The sequence below is a fragment of the Roseivivax halodurans JCM 10272 genome, from assembly GCF_000521785.1.
Classification (GTDB): Bacteria; Pseudomonadota; Alphaproteobacteria; order Rhodobacterales; family Rhodobacteraceae; genus Roseivivax; species Roseivivax halodurans.
The window spans coordinates 270,472-289,902 of sequence record NZ_JALZ01000002.1 but is presented as its reverse complement, the minus strand read 5'-3'; the positions used below and the strand labels follow the sequence as shown (position 1 = coordinate 289,902).

Annotated in this window: 20 protein-coding genes; 13 read left to right on the top strand and 7 right to left on the bottom strand. The window is 68.3% G+C overall.

The genetic code is table 11. The features are described 5' to 3' along the window. Window positions 1-15: 15 nt before the first annotated feature. The 4 genes from OCH239_RS03755 to OCH239_RS03740 all read right to left on the bottom strand — a co-directional run bounded on the left by OCH239_RS03755 (window position 16) and on the right by OCH239_RS03740 (window position 2,994). Window positions 16-909, bottom strand: coding sequence for a nickel/cobalt transporter (locus OCH239_RS03755; RefSeq protein ID WP_037258869.1), 894 nt, complete (start codon window positions 907-909; stop codon window positions 16-18). Beyond that, window positions 891-1,520, bottom strand: a complete 630-nt coding sequence (locus OCH239_RS03750) for a DUF1007 family protein (protein ID WP_037258866.1) — start codon at window positions 1,518-1,520, stop codon at window positions 891-893. Before OCH239_RS03750 ends, OCH239_RS03755 begins: the two co-directional genes overlap by 19 nt. 77 nt (window positions 1,521-1,597) lie before the next feature. Next, window positions 1,598-2,497, bottom strand: a complete 900-nt coding sequence (locus tag OCH239_RS03745; protein WP_037258863.1) for an NAD-dependent epimerase/dehydratase family protein — start codon at window positions 2,495-2,497, stop codon at window positions 1,598-1,600. Window positions 2,498-2,520: 23 nt separating this feature from the next. Further along, window positions 2,521-2,994, bottom strand: a complete 474-nt coding sequence (locus tag OCH239_RS03740) for a hypothetical protein (RefSeq protein ID WP_037258860.1) — start codon at window positions 2,992-2,994, stop codon at window positions 2,521-2,523. A gap of 157 nt (window positions 2,995-3,151) precedes the next feature. On the opposite strand from OCH239_RS03740, the gene trpA reads away from it, so the two are divergent. The 4 genes from trpA (at window position 3,152) to OCH239_RS03720 (ending at window position 7,922) form a co-directional block, all read left to right on the top strand. After that, entirely contained in the window at window positions 3,152-3,943 is a 792-nt protein-coding gene (gene trpA / locus OCH239_RS03735) for a tryptophan synthase subunit alpha (RefSeq protein WP_037258858.1), read from the top strand. A gap of 118 nt (window positions 3,944-4,061) precedes the next feature. Next, window positions 4,062-5,159 carry a carboxynorspermidine decarboxylase gene (locus OCH239_RS03730; protein ID WP_037258855.1) on the top strand — a complete coding sequence of 366 codons (1,098 nt, stop codon included), beginning with the start codon at window positions 4,062-4,064 and terminating at the stop codon, window positions 5,157-5,159. Between the two features lie 48 nt (window positions 5,160-5,207). Continuing rightward, window positions 5,208-6,446 carry a saccharopine dehydrogenase family protein gene (locus OCH239_RS03725; RefSeq protein ID WP_037258852.1) on the top strand — a complete coding sequence of 413 codons (1,239 nt, stop codon included), beginning with the start codon at window positions 5,208-5,210 and terminating at the stop codon, window positions 6,444-6,446. Between the two features lie 165 nt (window positions 6,447-6,611). After that, entirely contained in the window at window positions 6,612-7,922 is a 1,311-nt protein-coding gene (locus OCH239_RS03720) for an NAD(P)/FAD-dependent oxidoreductase (RefSeq protein WP_037258849.1), read from the top strand. A gap of 5 nt (window positions 7,923-7,927) precedes the next feature. Here the strand turns inward: OCH239_RS03720 and OCH239_RS03715 are convergent, their stop codons facing one another. Then, entirely contained in the window at window positions 7,928-8,704 is a 777-nt protein-coding gene (locus OCH239_RS03715; RefSeq protein WP_037258846.1) for a ZIP family metal transporter, read from the bottom strand. A gap of 199 nt (window positions 8,705-8,903) precedes the next feature. On the opposite strand from OCH239_RS03715, the gene OCH239_RS03710 reads away from it, so the two are divergent. After that, window positions 8,904-10,085, top strand: a complete 1,182-nt coding sequence (locus tag OCH239_RS03710) for an alpha-hydroxy acid oxidase (RefSeq protein WP_037258843.1) — start codon at window positions 8,904-8,906, stop codon at window positions 10,083-10,085. A 7-nt stretch (window positions 10,086-10,092) separates the two neighbouring features. Here the strand turns inward: OCH239_RS03710 and OCH239_RS03705 are convergent, their stop codons facing one another. Then, a complete protein-coding gene (locus OCH239_RS03705) occupies window positions 10,093-11,250 on the bottom strand; it encodes an MFS transporter (RefSeq protein ID WP_051489228.1) in 1,158 nt (385 codons plus the stop codon). 174 nt (window positions 11,251-11,424) lie between these two features. On the opposite strand from OCH239_RS03705, the gene OCH239_RS03700 reads away from it, so the two are divergent. The 3 genes from OCH239_RS03700 (at window position 11,425) to OCH239_RS03690 (ending at window position 13,502) form a co-directional block, all read left to right on the top strand. Continuing rightward, window positions 11,425-12,096, top strand: a complete 672-nt coding sequence (locus tag OCH239_RS03700) for a 50S ribosomal protein L25/general stress protein Ctc (RefSeq protein WP_037258837.1) — start codon at window positions 11,425-11,427, stop codon at window positions 12,094-12,096. Between the two features lie 111 nt (window positions 12,097-12,207). Next, window positions 12,208-12,897 carry an aminoacyl-tRNA hydrolase gene (gene pth, locus OCH239_RS03695; RefSeq protein WP_037258835.1) on the top strand — a complete coding sequence of 230 codons (690 nt, stop codon included), beginning with the start codon at window positions 12,208-12,210 and terminating at the stop codon, window positions 12,895-12,897. A gap of 233 nt (window positions 12,898-13,130) precedes the next feature. Then, the gene (locus OCH239_RS03690; protein ID WP_037258832.1) at window positions 13,131-13,502 is read left to right on the top strand and encodes a DUF2237 family protein; all 372 of its coding nucleotides are present in this window, start codon (window positions 13,131-13,133) and stop codon (window positions 13,500-13,502) included. A 74-nt stretch (window positions 13,503-13,576) separates the two neighbouring features. Here the strand turns inward: OCH239_RS03690 and trpB are convergent, their stop codons facing one another. Further along, a complete protein-coding gene (gene trpB, locus OCH239_RS03685; protein ID WP_037258829.1) occupies window positions 13,577-14,797 on the bottom strand; it encodes a tryptophan synthase subunit beta in 1,221 nt (406 codons plus the stop codon). Between the two features lie 144 nt (window positions 14,798-14,941). Here trpB and pcaD point away from each other — a divergent pair, with 144 nt between their 5' ends. From pcaD to OCH239_RS03660, 5 genes are all read left to right on the top strand, one after another. Beyond that, window positions 14,942-15,730 carry a 3-oxoadipate enol-lactonase gene (gene pcaD, locus OCH239_RS03680; RefSeq protein ID WP_037259053.1) on the top strand — a complete coding sequence of 263 codons (789 nt, stop codon included), beginning with the start codon at window positions 14,942-14,944 and terminating at the stop codon, window positions 15,728-15,730. Further along, window positions 15,723-16,430 carry an alpha/beta fold hydrolase gene (locus tag OCH239_RS03675; protein ID WP_037258828.1) on the top strand — a complete coding sequence of 236 codons (708 nt, stop codon included), beginning with the start codon at window positions 15,723-15,725 and terminating at the stop codon, window positions 16,428-16,430. The genes pcaD and OCH239_RS03675 overlap by 8 nt, the downstream gene beginning before the upstream one ends. Beyond that, window positions 16,430-17,752, top strand: a complete 1,323-nt coding sequence (locus tag OCH239_RS03670) for a lyase family protein (protein WP_037258826.1) — start codon at window positions 16,430-16,432, stop codon at window positions 17,750-17,752. Before OCH239_RS03675 ends, OCH239_RS03670 begins: the two co-directional genes overlap by 1 nt. A 101-nt stretch (window positions 17,753-17,853) precedes the next feature. Next, on the top strand, window positions 17,854-18,936 hold the full coding sequence (locus tag OCH239_RS03665) for an alcohol dehydrogenase catalytic domain-containing protein (protein ID WP_037258823.1): 1,083 nt from the start codon (window positions 17,854-17,856) through the stop codon (window positions 18,934-18,936). A 160-nt stretch (window positions 18,937-19,096) separates the two neighbouring features. Next, window positions 19,097-19,402: an ArsR/SmtB family transcription factor gene (locus tag OCH239_RS03660; RefSeq protein WP_244430293.1), complete on the top strand. Its 306-nt coding sequence runs from the start codon at window positions 19,097-19,099 to the stop codon at window positions 19,400-19,402. The last annotated feature ends 29 nt before the right edge of the window (window positions 19,403-19,431 follow it).

Sequence of the window (19,431 nt, the reverse complement as noted above, 5' to 3'; positions counted from 1 at the left end):
CGGCGGCAAGACGGCTCAGATCGCGCGGAGCAAAAGCTGCAGCGCGAGGAGCGCGATCACGCCTCCGGCGAGCGCCTCGATGCCGGCGAGAAGGCGCGCGGTCTGGGCGCCGCCGGAGAGGCGGGTCAGCGCGCCCTCGCGGAAGGTCACCGCAGCGATGGCGACGGCGATGGTGATCGCGGCGGTGCCGAGGCCCATGGCGAAGGTCGCGAGGATGCCGGCGGTCACGATGTCCATGCGCCAGGTCAGGATCAGCAGGAAGAGCGCGCCGGTGCAGGGGCGGATCGCCACGGCCGCGATAAGCGCGGCGGCTTCGCGGAGCGACGAGACGCGGGCGGCTTCGTCGGGTGCAGGACCGTGCGCGTGGCCGCAGGAGGCGCAGACGCCGTGGTCATGGTCGTGCTGATGCCCGGGCCTGTCCCGCAGAAGCCGCCGCGCCGCGCGCAGGACGAGGTAGAGGCCGATCAGCCCGATCGCGGCGTAGCTCGCGGGCGCGAACCAGCGCTCCGCGGCATCGGTCATCTCGACCCGGCCCCAGCCGAGCAGCCAGAGCCCGGCATAGACGAGCGCGACGGCGGCGGCGGCCTGCGCGAGGCTCGAGAGGAGCGCGAGGGCGGAGAGCTTGAGCAGGGCGACTCGGCGGGCGACGCCGTAGCCGCCGATGAGGATCTTGCCGTGCCCCGGCCCAGCGGCATGGAAGACGCCGTAGGTGAAGGCGAGGCCGCAGAGCGCCGCGAGCGCGCCGGGCTCGCCCGCGCGCAGGGACCGCAGGGCACCCGCCATGGCGCGCTGCGCCTCGGACTGACCCGCGGCGGCGCGGGCGGCGACGAGGTCGGCCCCGCCGAAGCCCCAGAGCCAGACAGCGAGCGCCGCGATGCCGAGGCTGAGCGTCAGGAGGGCTGCGCGCATGTCAGCCTGATCGTGTCCGCGTAGTGGATGCCGAGCTCGAGAACCTCGAACTGGTCCTCCGAGTAGGAGTTCAGCGCCTCGGCCAGAGCCTCTTCGCCCGCGTCGGGATCTGGGTTGGTGACTTCCGCACGGCAGCCGCCGGTCACGGTCAGATCCTCGAGCGTGTAGGCGACGTAGTAGGTTGGATCGTATTGCCGGAAGACCGCGCCCTCGGCGGGCGCGTCCGGCACCGTGCGGGTGTGGGTCGCGACGATCTTGCCGTCCGTCACCGCGATGCCGGTCGAGACGGGGTGGCCGAGTTCGATCTTCTGGCCGCCCGCGTCGAGATATAGATCGCCCTCGAACCCCTCGGGCCAGGTCTCGAAGTCGAAGCCCATGAGCTCGGCCAGCTCGTCCTCGGTCAGCTCTCCGTCCATGTCGGAATCGAGCCCCATGTCCTCGAGGATCAGCAGGGTGAAGTACTCGTCGTAGGTCCACGTCATCTCGGTGCCGGTGATCTCTCCGGCGGCGTTCACCTCCACCGTCAGTTCGGTGTCGACGAAGACGTGGGGATGCGCCGCGAGGGGCGCGGGCGCGACGAGCGCGAGGGCGATGAGGGATCTGCGGATCATGCGCGTCCTTTACCGCGATGCGGATGGCTCCGGCAAGCGATGCACGCCCCGCCCTTCGGCGGAGGCGCGCCGGTCCGTCAGGGCCGCTCCATCCCGAGCGCGTCGCGCCAGGAATGCTTGGGATCGAAGCCGAGGAGCCGCTGCGCCTTCTCGATCGAGTAGAAGGTCTCGAACTCGTCCATCTCGCGGGTCTTGGGCACGTCCGGGTAGAAGGTTTCGGCGATCTCCTGCGAGGTCACGCCCACCGATGTGTCGCGGTTGGCGACGTTGAACACCTCGAAGCCGAGCCCGTCCGTGTTCAGGCAGCATTCGACCATGTGCCCGAGATCGCGCGCGTCGATATAGGCGAAGATGTTGCGCCGCCGCATCTCGGGATGCTGCAGGTAGGTCGGGAAGTCCGACTTGTACTCGTGCGGCTCGATCACGTTGTTGATCCGGAGCCCGTAGATGTCGACGCCCGAGCGCGCCTGGAAGCTGCGGGCGGTCACTTCGTTCGCGACCTTCGACATGGCGTAGCTGTCGTGCGGGACGACGGGGTGCTCCTCGTCGACGGGGATGTAGTCGGGCCGCTTCTCGCCCTTGGCGAAGCAGATGCCGTAGGTCGTCTCGGACGAGGCGAAGATGACCTTGCGGATGCCGAGCTTCACCGCCGCCTCGATGACGTTGTAGGTCGCCATCACGTTGGTGCGGTAGGTCTCGCCGTCCGAGGTGATGAGGATCCGCGGCACGGCGGCGAAATGCACGACCGCGTCGAAGCGGTCAGAGGCCTCGGGATCGTCGAGCTCGGGGATGCTGCCGTGCTGGGTGAGCGCGCCCCAGACCTGCCCGCTGTCGGTCAAATCGACCTTCAGATCGTCAACGTCCCGCTCGCCGAGCGGGTGAAGGTCGGCATTGACGATGGTGTGCCCGAGATCGCGCAGATAGGGCACGACGTGGCGACCGGCCTTGCCCGAGCCGCCGGTGAAGAGGATGCGCATGGATTTCTCCGGAGGTTGGGGGATCAGTTGCAGCCGCGGTAGACCTGCGGCACGGGGCCGGCCTCGGACGCGACGGCACGGGCGCCGGAGGCGAGGGTGAAGCTCACCGGGCCGCTCGCGGCAAAGACCTGCCGGGAATTGTCGTTGGGCGAGACCGAGCCCTGCCAGATGTAGCCGCCCGAGGGGCCGGGCACGCCGGTGAGCGCAACGGCGGTGCGCAGGGTGCCAGCGGATATGGTGAGCGTCTCGCCGGCGCCGTCCGCCGCTGGGGCGTCCACGGTCCAGACGACGACCGGCGTTCCGGCCGAATTGCTGCGACACGCGACCGAGACCTGCGGGGAGGCGCCGGTGAGCGTCGCGATGGCGGGATCCGTCGCGAAGCTCCAGGCGCCGCCGGAGGCGTCCGGAGCGATCTGCGGAGCGGCACCGGGACGGCCCATGTCGCAGGCCGAGAGCGCCAGAACGGCGGGAAGAGCGAAAAGCGCGGCGAGCTTCATGAGGGTCGGTCCTTTCCGATCGGTCGCGAATGTGAGCCACCGGCGAAGCTAGCGCGGGGATGCCGCCGGGGACAGCCCCAGCGATGCAACGCCGGAGGGCATTGATTTCCGGGGCGAGACCGGGCACGTGGACCGGCACATGGCATCGGAGGCTCCCATGACCCGGATCGACACGCGCTTTGCCCAGCTCAAGGACGAGGGCAGAAAGGCCTTCGTGGCCTATATCATGGCGGGCGATCCGAACGTCGAGAGCTCGCTCGAGCTGATGAAGGGTCTGCCCGAGGCCGGCGTCGACGTGATCGAGCTGGGCGTTCCGTTCACCGATCCCATGGCGGACGGCCCGACGATCCAGGAGGCCGGGCAGCGCGCGCTCGCGGGCAAGATGACGCTCGACAAGACGCTGCAGATGGTGCGCGATTTCCGCGCCGGCGACGCCGAGACGCCGATCGTGCTGATGGGCTATTACAACCCGATCTATTCGCGCGGCGTGAAGCGGTTCCTGTCGGAGGCGACCGAGGCCGGGATCGACGGGCTGATCGTCGTCGACCTGCCGCCCGAGGAGGACGACGAGCTCTGCATTCCGGCGCAGGAGGCGGGGCTGAACTTCATCCGGCTCGCGACGCCCACGACGGACGACAAGCGCCTGCCGAAGGTGCTCGAGAACACGTCGGGTTTCGTCTACTACGTCTCGATCACCGGGATCACCGGCGCCGCGGCGGCGCAGGCGACCGACGTCGGCCCGGAAGTGGCGCGGATCAAGTCGCAGACCGATCTGCCGGTGATCGTGGGTTTCGGCATCCGGACGCCCGAGAGCGCCAAGGAGATCGCCGGGATCGCGGATGGCTGCGTCGTCGGCTCCGCCATCGTCGGCGAGATGGCCTCGGGCGCGCGGACCGAGGACGTGCTGGCCTTCGTCAAGTCGCTTGCGGACGGGGCCCACTCGGCCTGACCCGGGGTCTTGTCCGCCGAGGCGCAGGCCACTAGCTGCAGCTTTCCGGCCGCGTGACCCACGGCCGCTTCGCATTATCCTCCTGCCCGCGCCCCCGAGGACCGAAGGACGACGCATCATGCCCCAGACGCCCTACTACCTCATCGACAAGGCCCGGCTTCTGCCGAACCTCGAGAAGATCGCCTGGCTGCGCGAGCAATCGGGGGCGAAGTCGCTGCTGGCGCTCAAGTGCTTCGCGACCTGGGGCGTGTTCGATCTGATGTCGCAATACATGGACGGCACGACGTCTTCCTCGCTCTTCGAGGTCAAGCTCGGCGCCGAGGAGTTCGGAGGCGAGACGCACGCCTATTCGGTCGCCTGGGCCGACGACGAGATCGACGAGGTGATCCGCGTCTCGGACAAGGTGATCTTCAACACCGCGAACCAGCTGCGCCGCTTCGAGAGCGCGAGCGCCGGGCATGTCCGCGGCCTGAGGGTGAATCCGGGCGTCTCGACCTCGGATTTCGACCTCGCCGATCCGGCGCGGCCCTTCTCGCGCCTCGGCGAGCACGCGCCCGAGGATATCGAGCCGGTCGCCGACCGCATCTCGGGCTTCATGTTCCACAACAATTGCGAGAACGCCGATTTCGAGCGGTTCGACGCGATGCTGGGCATGATCGAGCAGCGCTTCGGCCATCTCATCAAGCGCATGGACTGGATCAGCCTCGGCGGCGGGATCCATTTCACCGGCGAGGGCTATCCGCTGGACAAGCTCGCCGAGCGGCTCAAGCGCTTTGCCGGCGAGAACGAGGTGCAGGTCTATCTCGAGCCCGGCGAGGCGGCGATCACCAATTCGACCACGCTCGAGGTGTCGGTGCTCGACACGCTCCACAACGGCAAGAACCTCGCCATCGTGGACGCTTCGGTCGAGGCGCACATGCTCGACCTATTGATCTACCGCGAGAGCGGGCACGTCGCCCCGAACGACGGCCCCGAGGAGTGGATGATCTGCGGCAAGTCCTGCCTCGCGGGCGATATCTTCGGCGAGTTCCGCTTTCCGAAAGCGCTCGCTCCCGGCGACCGGGTGTCGCTCGAGGACGCGGGCGGTTACACGATGGTCAAGAAGAACTGGTTCAACGGCGTCAAGATGCCGGCCATCGCGATCCGCGAGACCGACGGAACGGAGCGCGTCGTGCGCGACTTCGGTTACGACGATTTCAAGGCGGCGCTCGGCTGAGCCGCGGCGCCGGAAACCCACCCTGAAGACCAAGGGGGTCCCTCACCCATGAAGAAGACCGTGCTCATCATCGGCGCCGGCGGCGTCGCGCAGGTCGTGGCGCATAAATGCGCGCAGAACAACGACGTCCTCGGCGCGCTGCACATCGCTTCGCGCACGAAGTCGAAATGCGACGACATCGTCGCCAGCGTGCACGAAAAGGGCGCGATGAAGGTCGAGGGGACCTTCGACACGCATCAGGTGGACGCCACGAAATCCGACGAGGTGGCGGAGCTGATCCGCAAGACCGGCGCGGAGATCGTCATCAATGTCGGCACCGCCTTCGTGAACATGCACGTGCTCGACGGCTGCCTCGAGACCGGAGCCGCGTATATCGACACGGCGATCCACGAGGAGCCGGACAAGATCTGCGAGACGCCGCCGTGGTACGCCAACTACGAGTGGAAGAAGAAGGACGCCTGCGCCGAGAAGGGCGTGACGGCCATCCTCGGCGCGGGTTTCGATCCGGGCGTCGTGAACGCCTTCGCGCGCTTCGCCGTCGACGAGTACATGGACGAGGTGAAGAGCATCGACATCGTCGACGTGAACGCCGGATCGCATGGTCGCTACTTCGCGACGAACTTCGATCCCGAGATCAACTTCCGCGAATTCACCGGCGTCGTCTATTACTGGGAAGACGGCACCTGGAAGGAAAAGCAGATGTTCGAGACGGGTCACGAATGGGACCTGCCCGTCGTCGGCAAGCAGATGGCCTATCAGTCGGGACACGACGAGGTGCACAGTCTCGCGACGAACTACCCGCAGGCGGACGTGCGGTTCTGGATGGGCTTCGGCGAGCGTTACATCACCGTCTTCACCGTGCTGAAGAACCTCGGACTCCTCTCCGAACAGCCCGTGACGCTGGCCGAGGGGCAGGAGGTTGTGCCGCTGAAGGTGGTGAAGGCCTGCCTGCCGGACCCGTCGAGCCTCGCGCCCGACTACACAGGCAACACCTGCATCGGCGATCTGGTGAAGGGCACCAAGGACGGCGAGGAGGTCGAGGTCTTCGTCTACAACGTCGCCGACCACAAGGTCGCCTACAACGAGGTCGGCAGCCAGGGCATCTCGTACACTGCGGGCGTGCCGCCGGTCGCCGCGGCGATGCTGATCGCGGACGGCACGTGGGACACCAAGGACATGCGCAACGTCGAGGAACTGGACCCCAAGCCGTTCTTCACCATCCTCGACCGCATCGGCCTGCCGACGCGGGTGTCGTTCAAGGATCAGGACAAGGCGTGGAACGCCTGATCTGAGCCTCCCGTGGCTCGACGGATGAAAGGCGCGTCCCGGCGGGGGCGCGCCTTTTTCGTTGAGGTCCGGCGGGAGCGCCTAGTGGCGCGGTGCGTCCGCCGTCTGGCACGGAGGCGGTGCGGGGCTACGTCGCAGGGCGAAGCACGCACGGAGGGCCTAAAGATGGCCGAGAGACGCAAACGCATCGTGGTGGTGGGCGGCGGCGCGGCCGGGCTCGGGCTCTGCCGCAGCCTCTCCAAGCGGTTTCGCGGCACCCACGAGGTGACGCTTGTCGACCGCAACCGCTCCCACGTCTGGAAGCCGCTCCTCCACGAGATCGCCGCCGGGGCGCTCGACCCCAATCTCGAGGAGATCGGCTATGGCGGTCATGCGGCGCGCTGGGGGTACCGCTTCTTTCAGGGCGCGCTGGAGAGGATCGACCGGGAAAAGCGCGTGGTCGTCACCGAGCCGCTGCTGGACGAGGACGGGGACGTGCTGCTCGACCGGCACGAGCTGCCCTACGACTGGCTGGTTCTGGCCTTCGGGGGCGTGTCGAACGATCTCGGGATCCCGGGCGTCAACGAGCATGCGCTCTTCCTCGAGCATCGCGTGCAGGCGGACCGGTTCCGCCAGAAGCTGCTCAATGCCTGCCTGCGGGTGAACGCCGCCCGTGTCGCGGGACAGGGTGACGCGACGCTGCCCATCGTGATCGTCGGCGGCGGGGCGACGGGCGTCGAGCTCTCGGCCGAGCTTGTCCACGCGGCGCGTTCGCTCCGCTCCTACGGGCTCGAGGGGTTCGAGGCGGAGGCGATGCGGATCACCCTGCTCGAGGCCGGTCCGCGGCTCCTGCCGGCGCTCGGAGAGGACGTGGTCGAGAAGGTGACCGCCGAGCTTAGGGATATCGGCGTCGATGTGCGGACGGACACCAAGGTGACCGAGGTGCGCTCGGACGGCGTGACGACGGGGGATGGCGAAGAGATCCCGGCGAAGCTGATCCTCTGGGCGACCGGCGTGCGCGGCGATCCTGGCGTCGAGAGCATGAGCGATCTGGAGCTTTCGAAGCTCGACCGGATCGTGGTGCATCCCACGCTGCAGAGCGTCACGGACGACCGCATCCTCGCGATCGGGGACTGCGCCCATTGCGAGTTGCCGGGGCGCGACGGTCCGGTGCCGCCGCGGGCGCAGGCGGCGAACCAGATGGCGGACCACGTGCCGGACGTCATCGCCGCCGTGGAGGCGGGCCGCACGCCGCCGAACTTCGTCTACCGCGATTACGGCGCGCTCGTCTCGCTCAGTCATTTCGACGCGGTGGGCACGCTCATGGGCAACATCGCGGGCGGGCGCGTCGCGATCGAGGGATGGCTGGCGCGCATGGCCTACAACTCGCTCTACCGCCTGCACATCCTGTCGGTCCACGGCAAGATCCGCGGCACGGCGCAGCTCATCGCCAACCGGATCGGACGCGCCGCGCGGCCCCGGATGAAGCTGCACTAGAGGCGTCAGCCGAGCGTCACGTCGAGGATCATCATCAGGATCAGCCCGGTGATCAGCCCAAAGGTCGCGGGGTTCTCGTGACCGTTGCGGTGGGTCTCGGGGATGATCTCGTGGCTGATGATGTAGAGCATCGCGCCTGCCGCGAAGGCCAGGCCCACCGGCAGCGCGAAGGCCGAGACGGTCACCGCCGCCGCGCCGATGAGCCCGCCGATGGGCTCCACGAGGCCGGTGAGAAGCGCGATCCCGACCGAGAACAGCCGGCCGTAATTCTGCCCGCGCAGGGCGACGGCGACGGCGAGGCCCTCTGGCGCGTTCTGAAGGCCGATGCCGGTGGCCAGCGAGATGCCGTTCGAGATGTCCTCCCCTCCGAAGCCGACGCCGACGGCCATCCCCTCGGGCAGGTTGTGGATCGTGATCGCGATGACGAAGAGCCAGATCTTGGGGATCGCGTCGTTCCGCGCGCCGTCGGGCCCGGTGACGAAATGCTCGTGCGGAACGCGCGCGTTCAGCTGCCAGACCGCCGCGGCACCGAGCGCGATCCCGAGGCCCGCCGCCAGCGCGGCGAGGAACGTCGAGCCGTAGAGTTCGGTGGCGCGGTCGATCCCCGGCAGGATCAGCGAGAAGAACGAGGCCGAGATCATGACGCCCGCGGCAAAGCCGAGCGCGGTGTCGTTGAGCCTGCGCGAGACGCTCGCGCCGAAGAGGACGGGAAGCGCGCCGACGCCGCTCATGCTCCCGGCGATGAGGCTCGCGAGCCCGCCGAGGAGTATCGGATTGTCCATGTCCGCCCTGCCCCTCTGCGCCGTTCCGAACCGCAGCGGGACCTGCGGCGGACCGGGGCGAAGTCAACAGCTGGCCCCCGCCCGCGGAAAACGCAGGCAGTGCGGAGATTTGTCCGAGCGGAGCCGCATGCGAGGGAACGTTGCCGCGCCCGGGCCGCCTTGCTACGTCTTCCCGCATTGCCGAGGGAGGACCGACCACATGCCTGTCATCACAGAGATCGAGGACCTCAAACGCCTCTACAAGCGGCGCGTGCCGAAGATGTTCTACGATTACTGCGAGAGCGGCAGTTGGTCGGAGCAGACCTTCCGCGAGAATTCCTCGGATTTCGACGAGATCTACTTCCGCCAGCGCGTTGCCGTGGACATGGCGAACCGCAGCACGAAGACCACGATGCTGGGCGAGGAGGTGTCGATGCCGGTCGCCCTCGCGCCGGTGGGCATGACCGGGATGCAGCACTGGGACGGGGAGATAAAGGCGGCGAAGGCGGCCGAGAAGTTCGGCGTGCCCTATTGCCTCTCGACCATGTCCATCTGCTCGATCGAGGACGTCGCAGCGAACACCTCGAGGCCGTTCTGGCTGCAGGTCTACACGCTGACCGACGACGATTACATGCAGCGCCTCTTCGACCGCGCCAAGGAGGCGAAATGCTCGGCCGCGGTGATCACCGTCGATCTCCAGCTCCTCGGGCAACGGCACAAGGATCTCAAGAACGGCCTCTCCGCGCCGCCGAAGCTGACGCCGAAGACGCTCGCCGATCTCGCCACGCGCTGGTCGTGGGGCCTTGGCATGCTGTCGACCAAGCGGCGGCAGTTCGGCAACATCGTCGGGCATGTCGCGGACGTGGACGATCCGAGCTCGCTGATGGCGTGGACGGCGGAGAAGTTCGACCAGTCGCTCGACTGGGACCGCATCCGCAAGTTCCGCGACATGTGGAACGGCCCGCTGATCATCAAGGGGATCATGGATCCGCGCGATGCGCAGGAGGCGGTGAACGTGGGCGCGGACGCCATCATCGTCTCGAACCATGGCGGGCGGCAGCTCGACGGCGCGCTGTCGTCGATCCGGGCGCTCGGGCCGGTGCTCGAGGCGGTGGGCGACAAGGTCGAGGTGCATCTCGACAGTGGCGTGCGCTCGGGTCAGGACGTGCTCAAGGCGCTCGCGATGGGCGCGCAGGGCGTGCATATCGGTCGCGCCTATATCTACGGTCTCGGCGCGATGGGTCAGGCGGGCGTGACGAAGGCGCTCGAGATCATCCACAAGGAGCTCGACGTTTCCATGGCGCTCTGCGGGCGACGGCGCGTGACGGATGTGGACCGCGACATCCTGCTGGTGCCCGAGGGCTTCTCGGGCCGCTGGGACGATCAGCTGCGCAACGTCTGATCGGCGCTCAGGCGGGGCCGGCCTGCCGGCGCTGAAGCACCGGAAGCAGGATCGCCGGGATCGCGACGAGCAGCGCTGCGACGAGCGTAAAGGACGCGACGAGGCCCGCGCCCTCGGCGACGAAGCCCATGAGCGGCGGTCCGAGGAAGAAGCCGGAATAGCCCACCATCGAGAGGCGGGCGATTGCAGCCTCGCGCAGATGGCCCGGCAGGCGCTTGCCGACCCAGGCGAAGGTCGTCGGCACGATCGTCGAGAGCCCGAGGCCGAGCGCGGCAAAGCCGAGATAGGCGATCGCGAGGCTGGGAGCCCATGCGGCGACGAGCGCCCCGGCCGCGGCGAGGGAGGAGGCGGCGCGGATCACCGCGCGGTTGCTGAACCGCTGGGTCGCGACCTGCCCGCCGAGCCGACCGATCCCCATCGTGAGACCGAGGAGCGCGGGACCGATGGCACTCGCCGCGGCGCCGACGCCCTGCGCCCGCTCGAGATGCAGAGCGGACCAGCCTTCGGTCGCCTGCTCGCCGAGAAAGGCGAGGCAGACGATGGCACCCGCGGGCGCGAGCATGAGCCAGGAGAGACCGGCGGCATCCCCGTCGCCCTCCGCCGGAGCGGCGGGACGCTCGGGTCCGCGGGTCGACAGGACCGCGAGCGCGAGGACGCCGAGCCCGAGCCCCGCGAAGATCGCACCGGGGGATGCCCCTGCCCCGCGCGCGAGTCCGGCCGCGACCGCGACCGCGGCATAGAGGAGCGAGTAGACCGCGTGGTTGAGGTTCATCAGCGTGCGACCGGTCTCGGCCTCGATCCGGCTGACGCGGGCGTTCATCAGGACGTCCATCAGCCCCATCGCGACGCAGCCGGAAAAGAGCCATGCGGTGTAGCTCACTGCGCCCTGCGCGAGCCCCTGCGATGCCATGATCAGCGCTGTCGCCAGAACCGTGCCGGGCAGCGCGAGGGGGCCGATGCGCCGCGAGACCCATGGCGCGGCCATCAGCGCGCCGACGGCGCCGATCGTCGCGAGGAGGTGGGCGAGGCCGAACGCGCCGTCCGAAAGGCCCGCCTGCGCCTTGAGCGCCGGAACGAGGGCCGCGAAGCCGCCCCAGAAGAACGCCATCGCCGCGAAGGCCGCCGCCGGCCCGCGGCTCGACCGAAGATCATCGAGCATCGCCATGGATCGCGCTCTGCCACGGTCCCGCATTGCCGTCCAGACACGCCGGCGGCACACCCGCCCGTGCAGGAACGCGCACGAATCACCTTGCAGGAGCACGGTCTCGCGGGTAGAGGGGCGCACTCGCGCGGGGTGACAGCCTTGGAGGCACCCCGGCATCAATCAAGGAGAGACATCATGGCTGGAGAGATTCCGGATCTCGAAGCCCTGGAACGTACGGGGACAGGCAAGGGCGCCGCTCGTCAGGCTCGTCGTGAGAACCTGGTTCCGGGGATTGTTTTCGGTGGCGAGAAGGATCCGCTTCCGATCAACCTGCCCTACAACGACCTGATCAAGCGCCTCTCGAAGGGCCGCTTCAAGTCGACGCTTTTCAACCTCAAGGTCGAAGGGCACGAGGACGTCCGGGTGATCTGCCGGGACGTGCAGCGCGACGTGGTCAAGGACCTGCCGACGCATGTGGACTTCATGCGCCTGCGCCGCACCTCGAAGATCAACCTCTTCATCCCCGTCGAGTTCGTGGGCGAGGAAGACTGCCCGGCACTCAAGAAGGGCGGCGTGATGACGGTCGTGCGCCCCGAGGTCGAGCTGATCTGCACCGCGGGCGACATCCCCGAGAAGCTGGTCGCGGACCTCACCGGCCTCGAGATCGGCGACACGATCACCATCTCGGCGATCGAGCTGCCCGCCGGCACCAAGAAGACCATCGACCGTGACTTCGTCATCGCGAACCTCTCGGCGCCGTCGGCCCTCGCCGCTTCGGAGGACGAGGACGAAGAGCCTGCCGAGACCGAGGTCATCGAGCAGAACGACGACACCGTCGAGGAAGAGAAAGAGCACGCGGAGGAGTGATTGCTCCTTGCTGCTGAGTTAGACGGCCCCGCCATCGCGCGGGGCCGTTTGCGTTGCGGGGATCGGGCTCGCGGTCTATCTGCGTGACTGACGCGGTAACGGGAGCGATCCATGAAACTCTTCGTCGGTCTTGGAAATCCGGGTTCGCAATATGCGGGTCACCGGCACAATATCGGCTTCATGGCGATGGACCGCATTGCCGAGGAGCACGGGCTCGGGCCCTGGAAGGCGCGGTTCCAGGGCAAGACCGCCGAGGGGCGGCTCGGCGACGACAAGGTGCTGCTGCTGAAACCCGAGACCTTCATGAACCGCTCCGGCCAGTCCGTGGGCGAGGCGATGCGGTTCTTCAAGCTGGAGCCCGAGGATGTCTGCGTCTTTCACGACGAGCTCGACCTCGCGCCGGGGCGGCTCAAGGTGAAGATGGGCGGCGGACATGCCGGGCATAACGGCCTGCGCTCGATCCACGCGCATATCGGCGAAGGCTACCAGCGGGTGCGGCTCGGCATCGGGCATCCCGGCCACAAGGACAAGGTGTCGGCCTATGTGCTGCACGACTTCGCCAAGGCCGAGCAGGACTGGCTCGACGATCTGATGCGCGGGATCGCGGACGGTGCGCCGGCGCTGGCGGACGGCGATCCGGGCGGCTTCATGAACAAGGTGAGCCTGCGCACGGCCCCGGCCCGCAGTTCCAAGAGCGGCGGGGAGGCCCCTGCCCCGAAGGAGACGCCACCCGAGCCGGAGGCTGCGCCCGAAACCGACGCCCGCTCCCCGCTCCAGAAGCTCGCGGACAGATTCCGGTAGCGTCGCAGGATCCCGTTTGCCTGGATGACGCTCCGGGTGGCGGGCCGCGCCGACCTTCCCCCGATGCGCGGAAGCGAGGTCCTTGTCCGTGCGGGTCACGCACAATAGGTCTGCGACGATGATCGGACGGGCCTGGCTGTCGCCTGCGACGGCGCCGGACGGGACGTCCACGAGGTCGGCGCATGCGAGCATGTTCCGCAGCCTCTCCGACCCTACGAAGGAAGGACCGCGAGATGGAAATGGATCCGCAAGTGAACGTGCTCGGCGGAGCGCTCGAAGCCTGTTCGAACGATCCGGTGACGGGCTTTTTCCGCGACGGGCATTGCAACACCTGCGCGGCGGATGCCGGCAGTCACACCGTCTGCGCCGTGATGACCGAGGAATTCCTCGCCTATTCCAAATATGTCGGGAACGACCTGTCGTCCCCACGGCCGGAATTCAACTTCGCCGGCCTCAAGGCGGGGGACAAGTGGTGCGTCTGCGCGGGGCGGTTTCTGCAGGCCCACGACGAAGGCTGCGCGCCGCAGGTGAACCTGCAGGCGACGCATACGCGTGCCCTCGAGATCGTCCCCATGGAGACGCTGCGGCAATACGCGGTGGAGTGAAGCCCTCCGCTATCGGTGGCAGCCAGCCCCGCGGCTGCGGGAGAGGCCGCCGCCAGCGGATCATCCGTCCGGTATCAGCCCATCTCCTGACCGAGCGCCTTCGCGACGGTGTAGATGTCCTTGTCGCCCCGTCCGCACATGTTCATGCAGATGATGTGATCCTCGGGCAGGTCGGGCGCGATCTTGGTCACGTGGGCGAGCGCGTGACTGGGTTCCAGCGCGGGGATGATCCCCTCCATCTCGCAGGAGAGCTGGAACGCCTCGAGCGCCTCGGCATCGGTGATCGAGACGTATTGCGCGCGGCCGATCTCGTGCAGCCAGGCGTGCTCCGGACCGATGCCGGGATAGTCGAGACCCGCCGAGATCGAGAAGCCCTCGAGGATCTGCCCGTCGTCGTCCTGCAGGAGGTAGGTGCGGTTGCCGTGCAGCACGCCCGGACGTCCTCCCGACAGCGAGGCGCAATGCTCCATCTTGGCGTTGACGCCCTTGCCGCCCGCCTCGACGCCGATGATCGAGACCGACTTGTCGTCGAGGAACGGGTAGAAGAGGCCCATCGCGTTGGAGCCGCCGCCGATCGCGGCGATGACGGTGTCGGGCAGACGGCCCTCGGCCTCCTGCATCTGCTCACGCACCTCCTTGCCGATGATCGACTGGAAGTCGCGGACCATCGCGGGGTACGGGTGCGGTCCGGCGACGGTGCCGATGCAGTAGAAGGTGTCGCGCACATTCGTCACCCAGTCGCGGAGCGCGTCGTTCATCGCGTCCTTGAGCGTGCCGCGACCGGAGGTCACCGGGATGACCTCGGCGCCGAGCAGCTTCATCCGGAAGACGTTGGGCTGCTGGCGCTCGACGTCGTGCGCACCCATGTAGACCACGCATTTCAGGCCGAACTTGGCGCAGACCGTCGCAGTGGCGACGCCGTGCTGGCCCGCGCCCGTCTCGGCGATGATGCGGGTCTTGCCCATGCGGCGCGCGAGGATGATCTGGCCGAGCACGTTGTTGATCTTGTGCGCGCCGGTGTGGTTCAGCTCGTCGCGCTTGAGATAGACCTTGGCGCCGCCGAGATGCTCGGTCAGGCGCTCGGCGAAGTAGAGCGGCGAGGGACGGCCGACGTAATGGGTCCAGAGATGGTGCATCTCGTCCCAGAAGCTCTGGTCGGTCTTGGCGTGGGTGTAGCATTCCTCGAGTTCGAGGATCAGCGGCATCAGCGTCTCGGAGACGAAACGCCCGCCGAAATCGCCGAACCGGCCCTTCTCGTCCGGGCCCGTCATGAAGGAATTCACAAGCTCGTTCATCGCCAGCCTCCCGCGCATGCGTGAACCCGCGTTCTAGGGCAGCCGCAGCGCGGTTTCCATAGCAAAAGCGGGCGCTCCACGGCGCGGTTCACATCCCGCGCCTGCGCCGCTATCACGCCGGAGACGCTGACGGAGGACATGGGCATGCGGATAGCCGATATCGGGGGGCTGCGGCTTCATTATCGCGACGAGGGCGACCGGGACGGCGCGCCGGTTGTCTTCGCCAATTCTCTCGGCACCGATCTGAGGCTCTGGGACGACATGCTGCCGCATCTGCCGGCGGGGCTGCGGCTCATCCGCTACGACAAGCGGGGGCACGGCCTCTCGGAATGCCCGCGGGCACCCTACTCGATGGGGCAACTGGTCGGCGACCTCGAAAAGCTGCTCGATCATCTGGAGGTGCGGAACGCGGTGATCGTCGGCCTCTCGATCGGCGGCATGATCGCGCAGGGCCTCGCGACCAAGCGGCTCGATCAGGTCCGCGCGGCGGTTCTGTCGAATACCGGGGCCAAGATCGGCACCCGCGAGATGTGGGAGGACCGCATCGGCAAGGTCGAGGACGAGGGGATCGAGGCGCTCGCGGACGGCATCCTCGAGCGCTGGTTCTCGGGCGAGTTCCGCGAAACCGACGATTTCCAAGCCTGGCGCAACATGCTGCTTCGGCAGCCGGTGCAGGGCTATGTCGGCTGCTGCCACGCCATCGCGGGCACGGATTTCTTCGCAACGACCGCGGCCCTGCGGCTGCCGGTCCTCGGGATCGCGGGATCGGTCGACGGCTCGACGCCGCCAGATCTCGTGAGGGAGACCGCCGAGCTGGTGCCGGGCGCGGAGTTCCGGCTCATTCGCGGGGCGGGACACCTGCCCTGCGTCGAGAAGCCCGAGGAATATGCCGAGATCCTGACCGATTTCCTGACCGCGATCGGTCATGTCTGAGATCCTTCTGGTGCACGGATCGTGCCACGGCGCGTGGTGCTGGCGCGACGTGATCCCGCTGCTCGAGGCGCGGGGCCATCGGGTGCGCGCCATCGACCTGCCCTCGCACGGGGACGATCCGACGCCGCTCGGGGAGGTCACGCTCGAGAGCTATGCAGAGGCGATCCTCACGGCGCTCGAGGACCGGGCGGTGGTCGTCGGGCATTCCATGGCGGGCTATCCGATCAGCGTGGCGGCGGACATGGACGCATCGAAGATCGCACGGCTGGTCTATCTCTGCGCCTACGTGCCGAAGGCGGGCCACAGCCTCGTCGAGATGCGCAAGCTCGCCTCGCGCCAGCCGATCCTGAAGGCGCTTCTGCGCTCGGAGGACGGCACGAGCTTTTCGGTCATTCCCGAGCATGCGCGCGAGGTGTTCTACCACGATTGCCCGGACGAGGCCGTGGATTACGCTCTGGACCGGCTCTGCCCGCAGGCCGTAGCACCGCAGGCGACACCCGTGACGCTGGGCGAGACCTGGGCCGGCGTGCCGCGCAGCTACATCCTCTGCGAGGAGGACAACGCGGTGCCGGTCGAACTGCAGCGCGAGATGGCACGGGAGTTTCCCGACGTGCGCAGCCTGCCCGGCTCGCATTCGCCGTTCTTCGCGCGGCCGCAGGCGCTCGCCGACCTCATCCACGATATCGCACAGGAGGCCTGATGCCCTCTCCCGCCTTTTCCAGCCAGCTCTATGCGCGTCTCTTTCCGACCGGCGAGGTCGGGCGGCTCTTCACCGACAGCGCCGAGGTGCGGGCGATGATGCTGGTCGAAGGCGCACTCGCCAAGGTGCAGGGCGCCCGGGGCGTGATCCCCGAGATCAGTGGACGGGCGATCCATCGCGCCTCTCTCGAGCTGCAGCTCGATCCCGGCGGCATGGCCGAGGAGACGGGCGCGAACGGCGTGCCGGTGCCTGCCCTGGTGCGGCTTTTCCGCGAGGCGATGCAGGCGCCCGAACATGCACAATACCTCCATTGGGGGGCGACCTCGCAGGACATCGCCGATACCGCGCTGATGCTCCGACTGCGGCAGGTGATCGGCCAGTACGAGACGGCGCTCGACGGGATCCTGGCGCGTCTGGCGGTGCTGGCGGACGCGCATGCGGAGCTGCCGATGGCCGCGCGTACTTACGGCCAGCACGCGACGCCGACGAGCTTCGGCGCGGTCGCGGCGAGCTGGGGCTGGCCGCTGCTGTCGCTTCGCGGGGAAACCGAGGCTCTGCGGGCGGGCCTTCCGGTGTCGCTCTCCGGCGCGGCCGGCACCGCGGACGCGCTCGGAGAGGAGGCTCCCACCCTGCGCGCGGACCTTGCGGGCGCGCTCGGGCTCACCGATCCGGGGCGGAGCTGGCACACCGACAGAACGCCGATCCTGCGCGTCGGGGCGTGGATCGCGCGGGTTGCGGCGGCCCTTGCCAAGATCGGCGAGGACCTGATCCTCGGCACGCAATCGGGGATCGGAGAGATGACGCTGGCGGCGGGCGGCGGGTCCTCGACCATGCCACAGAAGCAGAACCCGGTCGCGCCCTCGGCGGTCGTTGCGCTGGCCGCTCAGGCGCAGGGGCTGAACGCGACATTGCAGGCGGCGGGCACCCATGCCCAGCAGCGCGACGGCGCGGCGTGGTTCACCGAGTGGCTGACGCTGCCGCAACTCTGCCAATCGCTCGCCGCGGCGCTCGCCCGGAGCGGCGATGCGCTGGACGCGCTGGCGCCCGGCGCGGAGGCCATGGCCGGCACGCTCGCGCAGAGCCGTGGCCTGATGGCGGCAGAGGCGCTGTCCTTCGCACTGGCGGAGCGGATGTCCCGCCCCGAAGCTCAGGCGGAGGTCAAGGCGCTGGCCCGCGAGATCGCGGCCGAGGGCGGCCATCTGCGGGATGCGGCGCTTGCGCGCTGGCCGGACCTCGATCCGGCGATCTTCGATCCGTCCCGCGCCATGGGGCAGGCTCCGGCGGAGGCTCGCGCCTTCGCCAAGGCGGTCCGGAAGCACTGACACAAACCCTGTGCCTTCCCCTGCGGCAGCTGTCGGAATAATACTTGTCTCTAAGATGTGTCAGTGAGTATCCAATTCCGGAGGGGTAGAAGGATACCACAATGCCGCGCATCCGCGCCGCGATCTGTACCGCGTTCGGCGAGCCGCTGGAGATCGAGGACCTCGATCTCCGAGCGCCGGGTCCGGGTGAGATCGAGGTCGAGATCGAAGCGGTCGCGATCTGCCATTCCGACATCCATTATGCCGAGGGAGGCTTTCGCAGCCGTCTTCCGGCGGTGCTCGGTCACGAGGCAGCGGGACGCGTGACCGCCCACGGGCCCGGCGTGACCGGCCCGGAGATCGGCACACGCGTCGTGGTGACGCTCGTGCGGTTCTGCGGGGCGTGCCCCACGTGCCTGTCCGGCAGCCCGACGATCTGCCGCGACTTCGACCGGGCGCCGACGCCGCTCTCGCGACCGGATGGCGAGCCGGTCTGGAACGAGATGGAGACCGGCGCCTTCGCCGAGAGGGTCGTCGTCGCCGCGTCGCAATGCGTGGCGGTCTCGGACGACCTGCCCGCCGACCGCGCGGCGCTTCTGGGCTGCGGTGTGGTCACCGGCGTCGGCGCCGTGGTGAACGCAGGCAAGCTGCGCCCGGGCGAGGATGTCGTGGTGATCGGCGCGGGCGGCGTCGGGCTCAACGCGATCCAGGGCGCCCGGATCGCCGGCGCCCGCCGGATCGTCGCCGTCGACATGTCGGAGGCGAAGCTCGACGATGCGCGGGCCTTCGGCGCGACCGACGGCGTCCTCGCGACGGAAACGGCGCCGTGGAAGCGAGCGGCGAAGATCCTGGGGCGGCAGGCGGATCTCGTTGTCGTCACGGTGGGGTCGACGCAGGCCTACGATGCCGCGCCGCGGTATCTCGGTTGGGGCGGGCGCCTCGTCATGGTCGGCATGCCCCATGCCGGCGCGACGGCGTCCTACGAGCCGCTGAGAACCGCATTCACCGGTCAGAGCCTGATCGGATCCAAGATGGGCGACACGGTGATCGGCCGGGACATTCCGTGGATGGCGGATCTCTACCTGCAGGGGAGGCTCGAACTCGACGCGCTCATCTCGCGCCGGTGGAGCCTCGACGAGATCAATTCCGTAATTGCCGACACCGCCGCCGGCGGCGCGCGACGCAACGTAGTTTTGATGAGATGACCGAAATTGTGTCGGGACATCGGTGGGTTGCAAGAACGAGCGGGTTTGCGCTCGTGTCTTTCGCGGAAGCCCTTGGAACTAATAGAGTTGAAAACTCGTATCCGATAGACATGATATTGACCAGCGCCATATCTGGGCGTGGGAGGCGGACGCCATGACAATGGACGATGCGGCACATAGCTACGATTTCGATACCGAGAGCGTCGAGGATGCGACGTCCTATCTCAAGACGCTTGCGCACCGGGGGCGGCTGCTGATCCTGCACCACCTCGAGGCCGGCGAGAAGTCGGTGGGCGAGCTCGAGCGCCTGCTCGGAACGCGGCAGGCCGCGGTGAGCCAGATGCTGGCGAGGCTGCGCGACGACAACCTCGTCCTGACGCGCCGCGAGGGGAAGACGGTCTTTTACCGACTGAACGACGGAGACACGGAGCGCGTGCTTGCGCTCCTGCGCGAAAAGTTCGCCTGAAGCATCGCCGCGGGGGCCGTGCCCGACCG